Annotated in this window: 15 protein-coding genes; 5 read left to right on the top strand and 10 right to left on the bottom strand. The window is 39.7% G+C overall.

The window, feature by feature from the left end:
* Window positions 1-12: 12 nt before the first annotated feature.
* Window positions 13-543: a hypothetical protein gene (locus QT76_RS01890; protein WP_001125843.1), complete on the bottom strand. Its 531-nt coding sequence runs from the start codon at window positions 541-543 to the stop codon at window positions 13-15.
* Between the two features lie 72 nt (window positions 544-615).
* Here QT76_RS01890 and QT76_RS01895 point away from each other — a divergent pair, with 72 nt between their 5' ends.
* Window positions 616-1560 carry a D-2-hydroxyacid dehydrogenase gene (locus tag QT76_RS01895; RefSeq protein ID WP_033616352.1) on the top strand — a complete coding sequence of 315 codons (945 nt, stop codon included), beginning with the start codon at window positions 616-618 and terminating at the stop codon, window positions 1558-1560.
* A 17-nt stretch (window positions 1561-1577) separates the two neighbouring features.
* Here QT76_RS01895 and QT76_RS08335 read toward each other — a convergent pair whose 3' ends face one another.
* From QT76_RS08335 to thrC, 3 genes are all read right to left on the bottom strand, one after another.
* Window positions 1578-1715, bottom strand: coding sequence for a hypothetical protein (locus QT76_RS08335; RefSeq protein WP_162971626.1), 138 nt, complete (start codon window positions 1713-1715; stop codon window positions 1578-1580).
* Between the two features lie 220 nt (window positions 1716-1935).
* The gene (locus QT76_RS01900) at window positions 1936-2649 is read right to left on the bottom strand and encodes a hypothetical protein (RefSeq protein ID WP_033616353.1); all 714 of its coding nucleotides are present in this window, start codon (window positions 2647-2649) and stop codon (window positions 1936-1938) included.
* A gap of 104 nt (window positions 2650-2753) precedes the next feature.
* On the bottom strand, window positions 2754-4208 hold the full coding sequence (gene thrC, locus QT76_RS01905; protein WP_033616354.1) for a threonine synthase: 1455 nt from the start codon (window positions 4206-4208) through the stop codon (window positions 2754-2756).
* A gap of 201 nt (window positions 4209-4409) precedes the next feature.
* On the opposite strand from thrC, the gene QT76_RS01910 reads away from it, so the two are divergent.
* The 3 genes from QT76_RS01910 to QT76_RS01920 all read left to right on the top strand — a co-directional run bounded on the left by QT76_RS01910 (window position 4410) and on the right by QT76_RS01920 (window position 8515).
* Window positions 4410-6437, top strand: a complete 2028-nt coding sequence (locus QT76_RS01910) for a methyl-accepting chemotaxis protein (protein WP_033616355.1) — start codon at window positions 4410-4412, stop codon at window positions 6435-6437.
* Window positions 6437-7543, top strand: coding sequence for an epoxyqueuosine reductase QueH (locus QT76_RS01915; protein ID WP_033616356.1), 1107 nt, complete (start codon window positions 6437-6439; stop codon window positions 7541-7543). Before QT76_RS01910 ends, QT76_RS01915 begins: the two co-directional genes overlap by 1 nt.
* A 210-nt stretch (window positions 7544-7753) precedes the next feature.
* Complete coding sequence (locus QT76_RS01920) at window positions 7754-8515, top strand: outer membrane beta-barrel protein (RefSeq protein ID WP_033616357.1); 762 nt, start codon at window positions 7754-7756, stop codon at window positions 8513-8515.
* Here QT76_RS01920 and QT76_RS01925 read toward each other — a convergent pair.
* The 6 genes from QT76_RS01925 to QT76_RS01950 form a co-directional block, all read right to left on the bottom strand.
* Window positions 8512-9276: a glycosyltransferase family 2 protein gene (locus QT76_RS01925; RefSeq protein WP_033616358.1), complete on the bottom strand. Its 765-nt coding sequence runs from the start codon at window positions 9274-9276 to the stop codon at window positions 8512-8514. The genes QT76_RS01920 and QT76_RS01925 overlap by 4 nt on opposite strands.
* Window positions 9277-9307: 31 nt before the next feature.
* Entirely contained in the window at window positions 9308-11005 is a 1698-nt protein-coding gene (tlpB, locus tag QT76_RS01930) for a methyl-accepting chemotaxis protein TlpB (RefSeq protein ID WP_033616359.1), read from the bottom strand.
* A 208-nt stretch (window positions 11006-11213) separates the two neighbouring features.
* Complete coding sequence (locus tag QT76_RS01935; protein WP_324286861.1) at window positions 11214-12914, bottom strand: bifunctional metallophosphatase/5'-nucleotidase; 1701 nt, start codon at window positions 12912-12914, stop codon at window positions 11214-11216.
* 185 nt (window positions 12915-13099) lie between these two features.
* Window positions 13100-13558 carry an S-ribosylhomocysteine lyase gene (locus QT76_RS01940; RefSeq protein WP_033616361.1) on the bottom strand — a complete coding sequence of 153 codons (459 nt, stop codon included), beginning with the start codon at window positions 13556-13558 and terminating at the stop codon, window positions 13100-13102.
* 39 nt (window positions 13559-13597) lie between these two features.
* Complete coding sequence (locus QT76_RS01945; protein ID WP_033616362.1) at window positions 13598-14740, bottom strand: cystathionine gamma-synthase; 1143 nt, start codon at window positions 14738-14740, stop codon at window positions 13598-13600.
* Window positions 14741-14766: 26 nt separating this feature from the next.
* Window positions 14767-15684 carry an O-acetylserine-dependent cystathionine beta-synthase gene (locus QT76_RS01950; protein WP_033616363.1) on the bottom strand — a complete coding sequence of 306 codons (918 nt, stop codon included), beginning with the start codon at window positions 15682-15684 and terminating at the stop codon, window positions 14767-14769.
* 118 nt (window positions 15685-15802) lie between these two features.
* On the opposite strand from QT76_RS01950, the gene QT76_RS01955 reads away from it, so the two are divergent.
* Window positions 15803-16399 (top strand): hypothetical protein, encoded by a 597-nt coding sequence (locus QT76_RS01955; protein ID WP_033616364.1) that lies wholly within the window; start codon window positions 15803-15805, stop codon window positions 16397-16399.
* Window positions 16400-16524 lie beyond the last annotated feature (125 nt).

The raw sequence follows: 16524 nt of genomic DNA on the forward strand, positions 1-16524 counted from the left end.
AACGCTTTCAAATCATTTGAATTTTTTATTTGAAAAAGACGCGTATGAGGGTTCTAGCAAGCGTTCTTGGTATTCTAAAAGAATCCTGTCTTCGCTATTGAGCGAGTAGGCTTCATCGTATTTGCGCTTGATGATGCCCTTTAAAATGGTGTGCTGGACTTGGTATTTATCTTCTTTAAGCATTTCATCTACTAAAGCGTAAAGCTGAATGTCTTGAATGAGTAAATCTGAAATTTTAACGCTCTCTTTATCAAACAATTCTTCATTAGTGCAATATTCATTCACTAAAATAAGCACTCGGTTATACACATCCGATGCGATTTTAGCGTTTAGGGTTCTATAAATGTAATCTTTGATTTTTTTGAGTTGCTCTTCTAAATCTTCACTGGCCTTGCTCGCTAAGGCTAGAATGCTTAAAATTTGAACTAGAGTCATCATTTTATGACTTAAAGAGCGGGTGCGCCATTTAATGAGAAGACGCATGAAATAAGACATTTTGACAGAAAGGCTACAAGGGAGGGTGTTTTTCTTGGGTTTTGGCATGCTCAGTTTCTTTTAAAAAAGGATTTTGTGGTTTAATTATATAATTTTAAAATTAAATCTAGGAGTAAAGAGATGAAAACATTCAAAAAAGGCGTGGTCTTAGACGCTAAAAGCGTAGGGTTAAAAGCGCTAGAAGTTTTAAAAGAAGTAGCGGATTTTGATTTTTATGAGGTTACTTCGCCCAGTCAAATCGTTGAACGATCAATTGAAGCTGAAATAATGGTGTTGAATAAAGTCGTTATCACCCAAGAGGTTTTAAGCCAATTGCCTAAACTCAAACTCATTTGCATCACCGCTACAGGCACGGATAATGTGGATATAAAAAGCGCGAAAGCTTTAGGCATAGAAGTCAAAAATGTGAGTGCTTATTCTACAGAATCTGTAGCCCAGCACACTTTAGCGTGCACGTTGTCTTTGTTGGGGAGGATCAATGATTACGATCGTTATTGCAAAAGCGGGGAATATAGTCAAAGCGATATTTTTACGCACATTAGCGGTATGAAAATGGGGCTTATTAAAGGGGGTCAATGGGGGGTTATTGGTTTAGGCGCAATCGGTAAAAGAGTCGCCAAGCTCGCCCAAGCTTTCGGGGCAAAGGTGGTGTATTATTCCCCTAAAGATAAAAAAGAAGAGTATGAGCGCTTGAGTTTAGAGGAATTGCTTAAAACAAGTGATATTATCAGCATTCATGCCCCCTTAAATGAAAGCACGCGCGATTTAATCGCTCTCAAAGAATTGCAAAGCCTAAAAGATGGGGCGATTTTAATCAATGTGGGGCGTGGGGGCATTGTGAATGAAAAGGATTTGGCTTTAACTTTAGAAACCAAAGATTTGTATTACGCGAGCGATGTGTTTGTGAAAGAGCCTTTTGAAAAAGATCATGCGTTTTTGAACCCAAAGATCCAAAATAAATTGCTTTTAACCCCCCATATCGCATGGGCGTATAGCGACAGCTTGAAAACCTTAGTAGAAAAAACCAAAGAAAATATCCAGGATTTTTTAGCTTCTCAAAAATAAACGCAAAAAAAAGGGGTTTAATTGTTGGGTTTTTTCCCCACTTTTCCCCCCTTTTGCCATAAAGTGAAACCGCCCCTTTCTAAAGAAAGGAGCTTCCTAACTAAAGCATTCCATTGAATGCTAACACGAAAGGCTTTGTTCTTTAAAGTCTGCATGGATATTTCCTACCCCAAAAAGACTAGAGATATTTTAACCTATTTTAGCTTTAAATATAGCCTAATGGCTATGCACTTACATCTTGTGCCCTAAAGGACGGAGTTTTTCGTGCTAGTGGGATAAAATCTAAAAAATGGGGTAAGGTTCAATCGTTTTTAACCCAATTAAGAAAAAACCTTTGGGTGGATTGGTCCAAAGGCTTTTATTAAATGGGGATGATTACATCTTAGAAATATCAATTTTAAAGGTGTGGATTTCATCTTCTAAAAAGACTTTAATCACCACCACGCCCGGGGTTTTAAGGTTTTTGGTATCCACTACCACAAACCCTCCTTTAGCCTTATTTTCAACATTAAGGGTATTGTTTTTAAGGTAGTTGATCGCTAGGATTTTCAAAGCCTGGCGGCTTTCTTGCATGACTTCTTGTTCTTCCACATCGTCCATCATCATCATGCCAAAGCCTGGCCCATACATGCCCATTCCCCCATACATCATGCCGTTATACGCTAAAAATCCCCCTTGCCCGTAATAAAACATGGGTGGGGTGATCATGTTAACATTATCAATAGGGGTGGTCGGCACGGCAATATTGAAGCTTTGCAAAATGCCCTCAAAATCAAAACTGGATTTCATCACCTGTCTTAGGCTTAAAACTTGTAGGTTTGTTTGGTTGATAGACACTGAAATGGCCTTACGACTAAACACCACAGGATTTCCCTCTAAAACTTGCGCCGCTACATACAGCACCAAGGGGGATTCGTTCAAGCCTTTTAACTTGCTTTGAGCGATTTCTAGTTGGACTTTAGATTTGGCTTGCGTGGAAGTCATCACTTGAATCCCATTATTATAGGATGTAACATGTTCAGGCGTGATCTTGTAGCTTGCGCAAGCGCTCATCAGTAAGGCTACCGCTACTAAAACGATTTTTCTCATTAAAATCCCTTTCATTAAAGTTTAATCTCCGTTTAGAATTTTCTTATTATAGTGTAGTTTGACTTAAAATTGACACTTTATTAGGCATAATGGCTTAAAAAAGATTAATGAATGCTTTCTAACCACAAAAGAATAGAAGATTTGATCTCATTGAGCTTTAAAACTTCTTGGTGCTTGATCTCTCTTTCAAACAAATCATCAAGGCGCTTGCTATCCGGAGTGTTGTAGTTGTTTTTTAGCGCTTCTAGGGCGGTTTTATCGTCTTTTTTTTGCTCGTTTAGGGCTAAAAGGGTGGTGCTGGGGAATTTTTCATAAGAAGCGGTGGAAGAAACAAGGGTTTTTTCGTTGGTTTTTAAGCTGGCGTTTAAGGCGGTGGCGGTGTGGGGGTCAATCAAGTATTGGTGCTCTGCATAAACTTCTTGAATTGTTTTCAAGCAATCCCCGTCTAAACAGCTCGCGCAAGAAAAATGCTCTTGTAAAAGGGCTAATTCTTTAGGTTTTAATTCATAAAATTTCTCTTCTTCTAAAGCTTGCATCAATTCCAGCGTGCGTTCAAACCCAAAAAGATCAAAAAGCACCCTTTCCACATTGGAGCTTTTTAAAATATCCATAGCCGGAGAGAAAGTTTGTTTCAATGAGCGCTTGGTTAAATCGTAACGGCCTGTTTCTATAAACTCCCTTAAAACATCATTGCTATTGGTTACCACCTTGATTTTAGCGATATTTAAGCCCATTTTTTTAGCATAAAACGCCCCTAATGCATTCCCAAAATTACCGCTCGGTATGGCTAGGGTGATTTTTTCTTTAGAATTGATCGCACCTTTTTTATACAACTCTAAAAAGCCCCAAATGTGATAGACAACTTGAAAAGCGATGCGCCCAAAATTCACGGAATTAGCCACGCTCAATTTTAATTGGTGCGTTTTTAGAGCTTCGTTAAAATCATCGTCTTTTAAAAGGTTTTTGAGCGCGTTTTGCGCATCATCAAAATCCCCGCTGATCCCAAACACTTTTAAATTGCTAGCGTTTTGGGTAACCATTTGGAGTTTTTGGACTAAACTTGTGCCGTCTTTGGGATATAAACACACCACAAAAACATTAGGCATGTTCGCCAAACTTTCCAAAGTCGCAGGGCCGGTATCCCCGCTTGTAGAAACGAGCATCAAATACTTTTCATTTTTTCCTACCGCTAGGTTAGAAAACAAGCTCGCTAAAGGCTGCAATGCCATGTCTTTAAACGCTAGGCTAGGCCCATGGTAGAGCTCTTGGACAAAAAGTCTTTCATTGAGTGCAAAAATAGGGGCTGGATTTTTAGGGTTATCAAAATTTTCATAGCGTTTTAAAGCGTCTGCCAATAAACCTTTAGAAACTTCTAAACCCAATCGTTCAAACACGCATTCTACTAGCTCGTTATAGCTCAGATTCAAACAATCTTGCCATTCTAATGTTTCAAAACGCTCTAAAGTGTAAAGCCCGCCTTTAGGGGCGTTAGGGTTTAGTATCGCTTCAATAAAATCAATCTTTCTTTCTTTCAAAGAGCGCGTAGGGACAAAAGGCATCATTCTTCCTTACCATAATTTTTAGCCATAGCATACCCTAAAAGAACGAATGCAAGCTTAAAATGGTTTTTTAAGGGGAATGAATAACGATCTCTTTGATCGGTTTAATTTTTAATTTATTATTATAAGACTATAATTGAGCCTAAATTTTTGTCAAAAAGATATTGGCAAAGAGATATTTCATCATAATGGGGTTGTGTTTTGTCTAAAGGTTTGAGTATCGGTAATAAAATCATAGTGTGGGTGGCGTTGATTGTGATCGTGTGCGTGAGCATTTTAGGGGTGTCCTTAAACAGCAGGGTGAAAGAGATTTTAAAAGAAAACGCTTTGCATTCCATGCAAGATAGCTTGCATTTTAAGGTTAAGGAAGTCCAAGGGGTTTTGGAAAACACTTATACGAGCATGGATATTGTCAAAAAAATGCTCCCTAAAGACACCAAGAAAGAAATCAAAATCCACTTGTTAAAAAACTTCATTTTAGCCAATTCGCATGTCGCTGGGGCGGGCATCTTTTTTAAAGACCGAGACGATTTAAAGTTAACGCTTTTAAGGGATAATGATGCGATCAAGCTAATGGAAAATCAAACATTAGGGAATAACCCTTTAATGCAAAAAGTGATGAAAACTAAAGAAACCGCTAAAAGCTTGCCTTATTACAGGAAAATGCCTGATGGCAAGGAAGTCTATGGGGTTGATATTCTTTCACCTTTATTGAATGAAAACACGCAAGAAGTGGTGGGGGCTTTGAATATTTTCCTTTCCATTGACAGCTTCAGTAATGAAATCACTAAAAACAGGAGCGATTTGTTTTTAATTGGCATCAAGGGTAAAGTGCTTTTGAGCGCGAATAAGAGTTTGCAAGACAGGTCCATCACCGAAATTTATAAAAGCGTGCCTAAAGCCGTTAACGAAGTGATGGCGATTTTAGAAAATGGCTCTAAAGCGACTTTAGAATACTTAGATCCTTTCAGCCATAAGGAAAATTTTTTAGCCGTTGAAACCTTTAAAATGCTAGGCAAAAATACAACCGGGGATAATTTGAATTGGATGATCGCTTTAATCATTGAAAAAGATAAGGTCTATGAGCAAGTGGGATCGGTGCGTTTTGTGGTGGTGATAGCGAGCGCGATCATGGTGTTAGCTTTAATCGTAGCGATCACCCTCTTAATGCGAGCGATTGTGAGCAATCGTTTAGAAATCGTTTCTAGCACCTTGTCTCATTTCTTTAAATTGTTGAACAATCAAGCCCATTCTAGCGATATTAAATTGGTTGAAGCCAAGTCTAATGATGAACTAGGGCGCATGCAAACAGCGATCAATAAAAATATCTTGCAAACCCAAAAAATCATGCAAGAAGACAGGCAAGCCGTCCAAGACACCATTAAAGTGGTTTCAGATGTGAAAGCAGGGAATTTTGCAGTGCGCATCAACGCTGAACCCGCAAGCCCTGATTTAAAAGAACTAAGGGACGCTTTAAATGGGATCATGGATTATTTGCAAGAAAGCGTAGGCACTCACATGCCAAGCATTTTTAAAATCTTTGAAAGCTATTCTGGTTTGGATTTTAGAGGGCGGATCCAAAATGCTTCGGGTAGGGTGGAATTGGTTACCAACGCTTTAGGGCAAGAAATCCAAAAAATGCTAGAAACTTCGTCTAATTTTGCCAAAGATTTAGCGAACGACAGCGCGAATTTGAAAGAATGCGTGCAGAATTTAGAAAAGGCTTCAAATTCCCAACACAAAAGCTTGATGGAAACTTCCAAAACGATAGAAAACATCACCACTTCCATTCAAGGCGTGAGCTCTCAAAGTGAAGCCATGATTGAGCAAGGGCAAGACATTAAAAGCATTGTAGAAATCATTAGAGATATTGCCGATCAAACGAATTTACTAGCCCTAAACGCCGCTATTGAAGCCGCAAGAGCCGGCGAGCATGGGAGAGGTTTTGCAGTGGTGGCTGATGAGGTGCGAAAGCTCGCTGAAAGGACGCAAAAATCGCTCAGTGAGATTGAAGCCAACATTAATATTTTAGTTCAAAGCATTTCAGACACGAGCGAGAGCATTAAAAACCAGGTTAAAGAAGTAGAAGAGATCAACGCTTCTATTGAAGCCTTAAGATCGGTTACTGAGGGCAATCTAAAAATCGCTAGCGACTCTTTAGAAATCAGTCAAGAAATTGACAAAGTCTCTAACGATATTTTAGAAGACGTGAATAAAAAGCAGTTTTAATGCTCATTCATATTTGCTGCTCGGTGGATAACCTTTATTTTTTAAAAAAAGCCAAAGAGGCTTTTGCGGGTGAAAAAATTATAGGGTTTTTTTATAACCCCAATATCCACCCTTATAGCGAATATTTGTTGCGTTTAGAAGATGTGAAGCGCACTTGCGAGATGCTAGAAATTGAACTGATTGAAGGCGATTATGAATTAGAAAAGTTTTTAGATAAAGCTAAAGGTAAGGAATTGTTAGGGGAAAAAAGCGAACGCTGTTTTGAATGCTTTGATTTGCGCTTAGAAGCGAGCGCTTTAAAAGCCTTTGAGTTGGGGGAAGAAAAATTCACCACCACCTTACTCACAAGCCCTAAAAAAGACCCTAACCAGCTCATCGCTAAAGGGCAACACATCGCGCAAAGGCACAATTTGGAATTTATCGTGTTTAAAAACGATAATTTTGAACATTTTAAAAGCGAGTTGGATTTAAATTTGCAAGCTTTGGCGAGAGAAAACGAGCTTTACAGGCAAAATTATTGCGGTTGTCAATTCGCTTTAAAAATCCAAAAAGAATCCCAAAACAGAAGCCCCTTTGAACTTTACTCGCCCCTAAAACGCCAGATTTTACCCGCAAGCATTGAAGAGAGGACGCAAGTTTTTAGGGAATTAGAAACAGCTAAAAAAAATAACGACAAGCCTTTTTTAGCCCAAAAAACGATTGCAACTTACCGCTTATTGAATGGAGGCGTATGGCTTTCTAAAAATTCAAACCCCTTGAATTGCTACATTTTAGCGCGCTCTAAAAGTAAGGCTAGAGTGAGGATCAATGATCTGAGATGGGTTTTTTCCCAACGCTTAAAAGTGGTGGTGGGCTATAGTCAAAGAGATGAAACTTTGTTTTTAACTTTAGAAAGCCTTAATATACTCATGGCAAAACGCTACGACAATTTAAAGGATCTCAACCTCAACCCCTTAAGTTATGAAGAAGAGTTGTTTTTAAGGGCGTTAGTGAGCGGGAGCGAGAGCCTTAACCCTATCATCGTGCTAGAAGAATGCATAGAAAAAACCCTTTTTGTAGAAATCAAAAGCGTGTTTCAAGAAGAAAAGGTGTTTTATTTGCTGTAAGCTAAACTTTAATTAGGCGATAAATTCTTGTAATGAAAAATGATTAAAGTTGGCTTTAGTTATCCATGCTTGATGGGAACAAAACCTCAATAAATTGTATTTTAAAATATAGCGTTGCGTGTAAGTAGGGGTTATAGTAAAAACATGCAAGTAATTTAAAGTTAATTTAAGATAATTAGGCACAATACATTAAAAAAATTAAGGTTGTATTTGAAAACTCTGTTTGTTGTTTATCTCTTTTTATCGTTGAACCCACTCTTTTTAGAAGCTAATGAAATCACTTGGTCTAAATTCTTGGAAAACTTTAAAAACAAGAATGATGACGACAAACCTAGACCCCTAATTGTTGATAAAAACAATGAAAAACAGAAAACCCTAGACAAAAACCAGCAAATTTTAAAAAGGGCTTTAGAAAAAAGCCTTAAATTCTTTTTCATTTTTGGATACAACTATTCGCAAGCCACTTTTTCAACTTCTAATCAAAGCTTGACTTTTGTAGCCAATAGCATAGGGTTTAACACCGCTACCGGTTTAGAGCATTTTTTAAGAAACCACCCTAAAGTCGGTTTTAGAATCTTTAGCGTCTATAACTATTTCCATTCTGTTTCGCTCTCTCAGCCCCAAATCCTAATGGTGCAAAATTATGGGGGCGCGTTAGATTTTTCTTGGATTTTTGTAGATAAAAATATTTATCGTTTTAGGAGTTATTTGGGTATCGCTTTAGAACAAGGGGTGTTGTTAGTGGATACGATTAAAACCGGTGCGATCACAACCATCATTCCCAGAACCAAAAAAACCTTTTTCCAAGCCCCTTTGCGTTTTGGTTTTATCGTGGATTTTATCGGCTATTTGTCCTTGCAGTTAGGGATTGAAATGCCTTTAGTGAGGAATGTTTTTTACACCTACAACAACCATCAAGAAAGATTCAAGCCACGATTTAACGCTAATCTTTCTTTAATCGTTTCGTTTTAGCCCCCTTTTCCCCTTTTAAATAGGCCCATGATTTTCCTAGGGTATTTTAAAAGCATGGAAAAAACATTCGTTTGAATGCCGTTTTCTTTACATGCTCTTATGTTTTCTTTATTCCTTAATAAAAGGCTTTTAAACCCATTCGTGCTAACCCCACCGGTGCGCATCACCACTAACACTTCTTTCAAATAAGAAAAGCTTATTTTTTGCACCACAAACAAGCGGATGATCATCTCAAAATCCGCTGAAATCTTATAATCGGTTTTGTATAAGCCGTAGCGTTCATGAATGGCTTTTTTAACAAAGAGCGTGGGGTGTGCTGGCACCACGCCATAAAGCAAGGTTTTAGGGCTAAACTCTCCGCTTTCATAATAACGGACCACTTTTTCTAAACGATCCGGTTTGACAAAAACTAGATCCGCATACACGCTATCGCAATTTTTGTTTTCAAACTCATGCACCACTTTTTCTATTACAAACTCATCTTTGTAAAAATCATCGCTATTCAATAAAGCGATAATATCCCCACTGGAGCGCCTTATGCCCTTATTCATAGCGTCATAAATGCCCTTATCTTTTTCACTCACCACGCAAGCGATTTTGTCCCTGTATTTTTGAATGATTTCTAAAGTGCTATCCGTGCTAGATCCGTCTATAATAATGTATTCAATGTTTTTATAAGTTTGATGAAGCACGGAAAGAATGGTGTCTTCAATGGTTTTTTCGCTATTAAAACACGCCGTGATCACAGAAACTTTTAACAATCCAACCCTTTTTTGATAAACTCCCCCCTGATTAAGTTTTAAACAAATTCACCTGTTTGTCTAAATTCATGGTCGTTCCACTCACATGCGTAGCGATGTTTAAAATATCTGAAGAATCCGCTAAAGTCTTAGAAGCCACTTTTTCCACTTCTGCAAAATCGCTTACCATAGCTTCAATTTGGTGTCCGGATTTGGCGTAATCGTCCATGCTTTGATTGCTGTCTGACACGACTGAGCTTAAATTAGAACTCATTTTTTCGTAAGTTTCTTGCACGCTTTTACTCATATCGCTCAAGCGTTCCATTTTTTGCGAATTGAGATTCATTTGCGAACTCACATCATTGATTTCTTGGACAATCACCATGATAGTGGAATTGATTTCGGCTAAAGACTTTTGAGTGCGCCCAGCTAAATTCCTAACTTCATCAGTCACCACCGCAAAGCCTCTGCCATGCTCGCCGGCCCTTGCGGCTTCAATAGCGGCATTTAGGGCTAATAGATTCGTCTGATCGGCAATATCATTGATAATATCCAAAATGGATTTGACATCATCAGCGTTACGGCTTAGCTGCTCCACTTTACTAGAGAGTTCCTCTTCAGTGTGCGCACTCTCTGTGATTTGAGAAAATAAATCCCCGATCGCATCCTTGCTCTCTTTGACAAGCCCTTGCGTTTCAATCAAACGCTTCCTTAACCCTTGAGACTGCTCTATAGAAGTATTCATCATGCTCGCTACATCAGTGGCTTTATTTTTTACGGAATTTAGGGTGGTTGAGGAATCTTTCATGCTCTTTTGGGTTTCTTGCGCGATTTGGACCAATTTATCCATTGAAGTTTTATTGGAAGTGGAAATCCCTTTAATCTCTTCCATAATCAAGCGGGCGTTTTCCACAAACAAATTGACCCCACGGCCCACTTGCGAGATTTCATCGTTGCGATCACCCACATCAATTTTGACCCTCAAATCCTTATCCCCATGGCTAAAAGCGTTGATTTTAAGGACCAGTTCATCAATGCGTTTCACGATCCTTAATTTAGCGTATATGAGCGTCAAAACCACTAACGCTATCGTCGCTGTCAGTATCCAAAGGAATAATTTTGTGGTGTTTTCACTGAAAACCTTACCCACGCCTTCTGTGATCGCTTGATTTTCGGTGTTAATGTCAGTGTAATAGGAAGTCGCTGCGATCACCATTTGAGACACCTCATCATAATGCGAGTAGGCGAATTTTTTCTCCGGCACGCCCCCATCGTATTTAGGCATTTTATAATAAGTGTAGCCTCCCCCTTTTTTAGCCGCCTCCAAATACCCCCTAACATAATACACCCCATCAACGCTTTGCAAACCAAGCCCTGATTGGCCCACGGTTTTAGGATTGACCGGATCAAACAGCACCACCCCGTTTTTATCCACCACCACCATATAAATCATGCCCTTATCGTCGTTGATGAGTTTGAAATAATCCAACGCCATTTTTCTTGCAGTAGCATTGTCAAAATTTTTGTAATACCCATGAATGCCCTGTTCAAGAAGCTCCGTCATGTAAGCGAGCGTTTTTTCACGCTTTTTGTATTGCCCGGTTTCTAAATGCTCCATGAGTTGCGCTAACACATCTTTTTGCATGACCTTCACAAAACCAATAAAAAGCCCCCCTAAACCCAAAAGAGCGGCTAACACAACCAGCATGATACGAGTCCCTAACGAAGCAAACATTGAAGAAAACATCATTTATCTCCTAATAAATCATTTTTAAGTCAAACCCTAATTTGAGAGTTTAGCCTCCAAATGTACCCCCCCCCCCCGAAAAATGAGAAGAGACACAAAATAAAATTAAAACCCGGTTGTTTGAAAACGAAACAAAGAACAAACAAGCCAAAATTATAGAACACCCTTTTTTAAGTTAGGCTTAAAAACAAAATAATAAAAATAAAAAATCTTATTTCACTTCACTCTCTTTAATAGATTTGACATTCAAAGTCCTCCCATCTTTTGAAGTGGGGATTTTGATGCTCCCCTCTTTTAATTTTTCTGCCAATCTTTCCAACAACGGGTTTTTAAAATCGTAGTGGATGATTTCCCAGTTATGTTCCAGTTCAGGGGTTACTTTTGCGCCTTTTTTTTCAGTGATGTATTTAATAATCAAATCTCGTATTTGCCCGTTATCTTGCAGTTCATCGTAAGAATCATAATACCTATCAGCGTTTGTAACCAGCTTTAAAGTCGTGGATAATGTCCCAAATCGGTAATTGTTGATCGCTAATTTGTATGTTGCTTTAGGGTCAATGGGTTTGTTGTTAATCATAGGATTAACGATTCTTTGCCCGGCAGGTTTGGTAACATCAACTTGGTATTTCACGCCAGAAAACATATCAAAATTATAGCCGCGAATGTTTTCATTAAAACTGATTGTCAAATCCCCTGGTTGCAACTGATTGTAAAATCGGTATGACCATTCCATGTATTTCAACAGGTTTTCACCCGTTATACGCACTCCAATGAGCGTATTAGCGAACTTGTAAATATAGGCGACATCTTTTCTTTTGAAAGGCCCTTTTTTCAAATTCGCCCCAAAATTGAACAAGGCTGCCGCTGAAACATCGGCTTTGGCGTAATATTTTTGGACTTTATTGATCAATTCTATCACCGGTGTTTCTTGCAAGGCGGCGGTTGGCATCGTAGTGATTTTTTCTTCTCCTGTGATAAAATCAGGCCTGTCAATAAAGGTTTTTGTAACTTCGCCAACCACTTCATTAGCGTATTCTTTTGATTTTTTATCCACGTATTCGTATTTTTTCGCTAATTCTTCATCTTCTGGAATATCTTTAGTGGGTAAATTTTCAGTCGTTACGATTTTTTTCTTCGTCTTAGTGTCAAACACCACCACGCCCTTTGCCAGATAAGCCCCATACGCTCCAGGCTCAATGGTATGCACTTTCCCTACTTTGGTGTTATAAACCGCATGCTCATGCCCGGCAAAAATGATGTCAAATTGCGGGAATTTTTTCGCTAAATCCGGTATCCCATCGCCACCTTTCTCATCTTCTCGCCCCAAATGAAAAGCGCCAATCAAAATATCATACTTCCCTTTCAGCTCTTTCAAGGTCTTTTTCAACGCTTCTTCAGCGTCCAAAAACTTCAAGCCTGCAAAATGTTCAGGCGTAGCGGCCTCCCAAGTTGGGATGTGCGGCACCACATACCCCACAACTGCCACCCTCACGCCATCAATTTTTTTAATCATATAAGGCTTCACAAACGGCTTATTGTCCGCAATTTTGATAATATTCGCGTTCACGACACCGCCATTAAATCCCTTAATATTTTTCTCTAAAAAATCTTTACTGAAATTAAACTCGTGATTGCCAAGCACACGAACATCAAATTTCAAATCGTTTTCGGCTCTAACTAGCGGGTGGATAGGCTCATCGTTAAACAACTCCGCGCTATTACCCTGCAACAAATCCCCGCTGTCAATCAAAACCACATTTTTATTCTCAGCCCTCTGTTTTTTGATTAAAGTCGCAATCCTTGTCAAGCCGTTATTGGGTTTTTGTTCACCAACCGCATAATCATACGAAAAAAGCCGCCCATGAATGTCTGAAGTTTCTAAAAACACTATTTTGACTTCTTTTGCAGATATTGAAAGTGTTAGCGTTAAAAAGATGACCAAAATCCATTTTCTCATTGAAATCCTTCCATAAAAAGAGATTCATAACATTAATTTTTACATAATATTAACACTGATACGATGGTTTTTGATTGGCATTTAACGCTTATGGGCAAAATGGGTAAGGGGGTAGGGGAATAAAATCATTCCCCCATTCATCAAACCCCCACTTCAGACCATTCAGCGCGTTTGTCTAAAAAAGCGCGCGCTAAATTCTGTGCGCCCTCTAAAGTGTGGTTAGCCGCCCAACCGCATTGCTTTTCATTGCTAGCAGGCACTTCTTTAGCTTTCAACACATCTTGCATCGTCTTTTCTAAAACCTCTAAAATCTCTGTGTAATTGTCATGGTTTAACACCGTGAGATAAAACCCCGTTTGGCAACCCATAGGCGACCAATCCACGACATAATTGGCATGGTTGCGGATAATTTCAGCGACTAAATGCTCTAAAGAGTGTAGGCTTGGCATGTCCATGTGATCCTTATTGGGCTGCTTGAAGCGCACATCGTATTTGACAATCACATCCCCATTAGCACCCTTTTTGCGATCAGCGATACGCACATAAGGGGCTTTGACTTTGGTGTGATCCAAATTAAAACTCTCTACATTCATTTTCATGTTTTTAACTCCTTTAGTTTATAGATTATAATAAAAACTTTAGCTTATTTTAGCGAACGCTTGCTCTAAATCTTCTAACAAATCCTGTTCATGCTCAATCCCCACAGACAAACGCACCAAACCATCTCTAATCCCTGCAGCTTCTCGTTGCGCTTTAGGGATACACGCATGGGTCATAAATGCCGGAATCCCTACCAAGCTTTCCACCCCGCCCAAACTCTCGCCTAAAATGAATAATTTAAGGCTTTCTACAAAAAGAGCCGCCTCGCTGTCGTTTTTGAGAGTGAAAGAGAGCATCCCGCTAAAGCCACGCATTTGGGCTTTGGCTAGCTCGTAATTAGGGTGAGTGGGCAAACCCGGGTAATAAACCTTTTCTACTTTAGGGTGTTTTTCTAAAAACTCAGCCACGCAAAGAGCGTTTTTTTGATGGGCTTGCATGCGTAATCCTAGCGTTTTAATCCCTCTTTGCAACAGCCAGCTGTCTTGAGGGCCTAAAACCCCACCGATAGCGTTTTGGAAAAAAGCGATCTCTTGGGCTAGCGCTTCATTATTGGTGGTTACAAGCCCAGCGACCACATCGCTATGCCCGCCTAAGTATTTTGTGCCGCTATGCACCACAATGTCCGCTCCCAAAAGAAGCGGGTTTTGGCAATAGGGGGTGGCAAAGGTGTTATCCACGATAGTGAGCAAGCCATGATCTTTAGCGACACTAGCGCATTGTGCTAAATCCGTGATTTTAAGCAAGGGGTTACTAGGGGTTTCTAAATAAAGGGCTTTGGTGTTTTGCTTGATAGCCTTTTTGATTTGTGATAGATCGCTAGTGTCTATAATGGTGCAAGAAAGCCCGTTTTTGACAAGCACTTTATTAAACAAACGGAAAGTCCCCCCATAAACATCATCGCCCAATAACACATGATCGCCTGATTGCAAGAGAGAAAAAACGGCGTGGATCCCAGCTAATCCAGAGGCAAAAGCAAACCCCTTAACCCCCCCTTCTAAATCGGCGATGAGTTCTTCTAAAGCAAAGCGTGTGGGGTTGCCTGAGCGAGAGTATTCATAGCCCTTGTGGCGGCCTATGGCGTCTTGGCGGTAGGTGGAAGTTTGATAAATAGGCACGCTCACCGCCCCTGTTGTGGCGTCCTCACTAATACCCCCATGGATTAATTTGGTTTGCATGCGCATGGTTTTTCCTTTTTTTATTGAATTTTTTATGAATAAATACCTTTAGAAAGATAACGATCGGCAACATCCGGGAAAATGGTTAAAACCTGGCTGCCTTCGGGGAGGCGTTGCACCTCTTTTAATGCAGCTGCAAAAGCTGCCCCGCTAGAGCTCCCCACTAATAAGCCGTTTTTCTTGGCCAACTTCCTAGTGTAGCTAAAACCCTCTTTATCTGAAATCGTTTCAAAGCCATCAATATCCAAGTTTGCAAAAAAAGGAGGGATGAACTCCACGCCAATGCCCTCAATTTCATGAGGCCCAGGCTCTCCCCCATTCAAAATAGAACCCTCCGGCTCCACCCCAATCAAGCGGATATTAGGAATGCGTTCTTTCAAATATCTAGCTGTGCCCGCAAAAGTGCCACCGCTCCCTATCCCGGCTACAAAGCTCGTAAGGTTTGTGCCTAATTCTTGGAAAATCTCAGGGGCTAGGGTGTGGTAGTAAGTGGCAGGATTATCAGGGTTTTCAAATTGCAAGGGCAAATAGCTATCAGGGATACTTTCGGCTAGCTCTTTACTTTTTTTAATGGCACCAGAAATCCCCTCGCTAGTAGGCGTGTTGATTACTTTAGCCCCCAAAGCTCTCATGATTTGCTGTTTTTCTATGCTGAATTTTTCCGGGACAACAAAGATGGTTTTGAGATGGTGCTTGAGTGCCACTAAGGCTAGAGCGATGCCGGTATTGCCTGCGGTAGGCTCAATGATGGTTGTTTTAGAAGTGATTTTGCCCGTTTTAAACCCTTCTTCTATAAGGTATTGGCCTAAGCGATCTTTAACGCTCCCTCCTGGGTTTAGATGCTCCAGTTTGGCGTAAATGGCGGAATTTACGGGAATGGGGTAATCCTTGTTAGTGAATTTAAAAACGGGAGTGCGGCCTATGGCGTCTTGCATTGTGGTGATAATCATCATTCCTCCTAATAATAAAGATAACGATAACTCAATTTTTGCGATTATGCCTAAACTCGTTAAATGGAATAAATTTAGGATAAAATGTTGGCTTATTAAGATGCATTAAGGAGCTGATATGAAAAAAATAGAATGGAATGAAGAGCAAAGAAAAGCGTTTCAAGACTTGTTAAGAGAGTTTGCAGCGTTAATAGACGCTAAAGCACAAGAAGGGAGACAAACAGGCAAAACCCCAACGAACCCAAAATACGCTTCATACCAAAGAGGGCTGAACAAGTTTTTAGCACCATGGGGTTATGCGTGTAAAATCAGTCCTGGCAGCCATGGGCGTTTATCCTATAAGCCATCCATCGCCTTTTGCCGTCAGGATATTTTAGGGGAAGGGTTTGTCAATGGTGAGAAACCAACCCCAACAAAAGGTTTTTATATTTGGTTTGCTTACTATTGGTGCGAGCACTATCGCGAGCACGAGAATGTAAAAAAGTTTGATCTTTGCATAGGTCGATCCATAGAGGAGGATGGGGAAAAAGAGTGTCAAAAATGCCCAGCGTATGATAAAATCATTGATCCTGATGGAGACGCTTATTATCAAGAGAGTTATGACGATTTAGAAGCCGATCTTGAAAACATTACCGACTATTTTTTACACCTTGTTAATGAATTTAATCAAATCCCCACTGCGCATTTTGAATTAGAGCCTAGCGCAAGCCATTAAAACACCCCCCCATACCAAAAAGAACTCTCTCATAAGGGATTTTCCTAAAATCCCACCAACGCTTTTTAAAATAAGTCTTAAAAAGCTATCGCTTGATTACAATCAAGTTTTGATATTTGGATTAA

Source organism: Helicobacter pylori SA37A (genome assembly GCF_000476015.1).
In the GTDB taxonomy this organism is placed as follows: domain Bacteria; phylum Campylobacterota; class Campylobacteria; order Campylobacterales; family Helicobacteraceae; genus Helicobacter; species Helicobacter pylori_DB.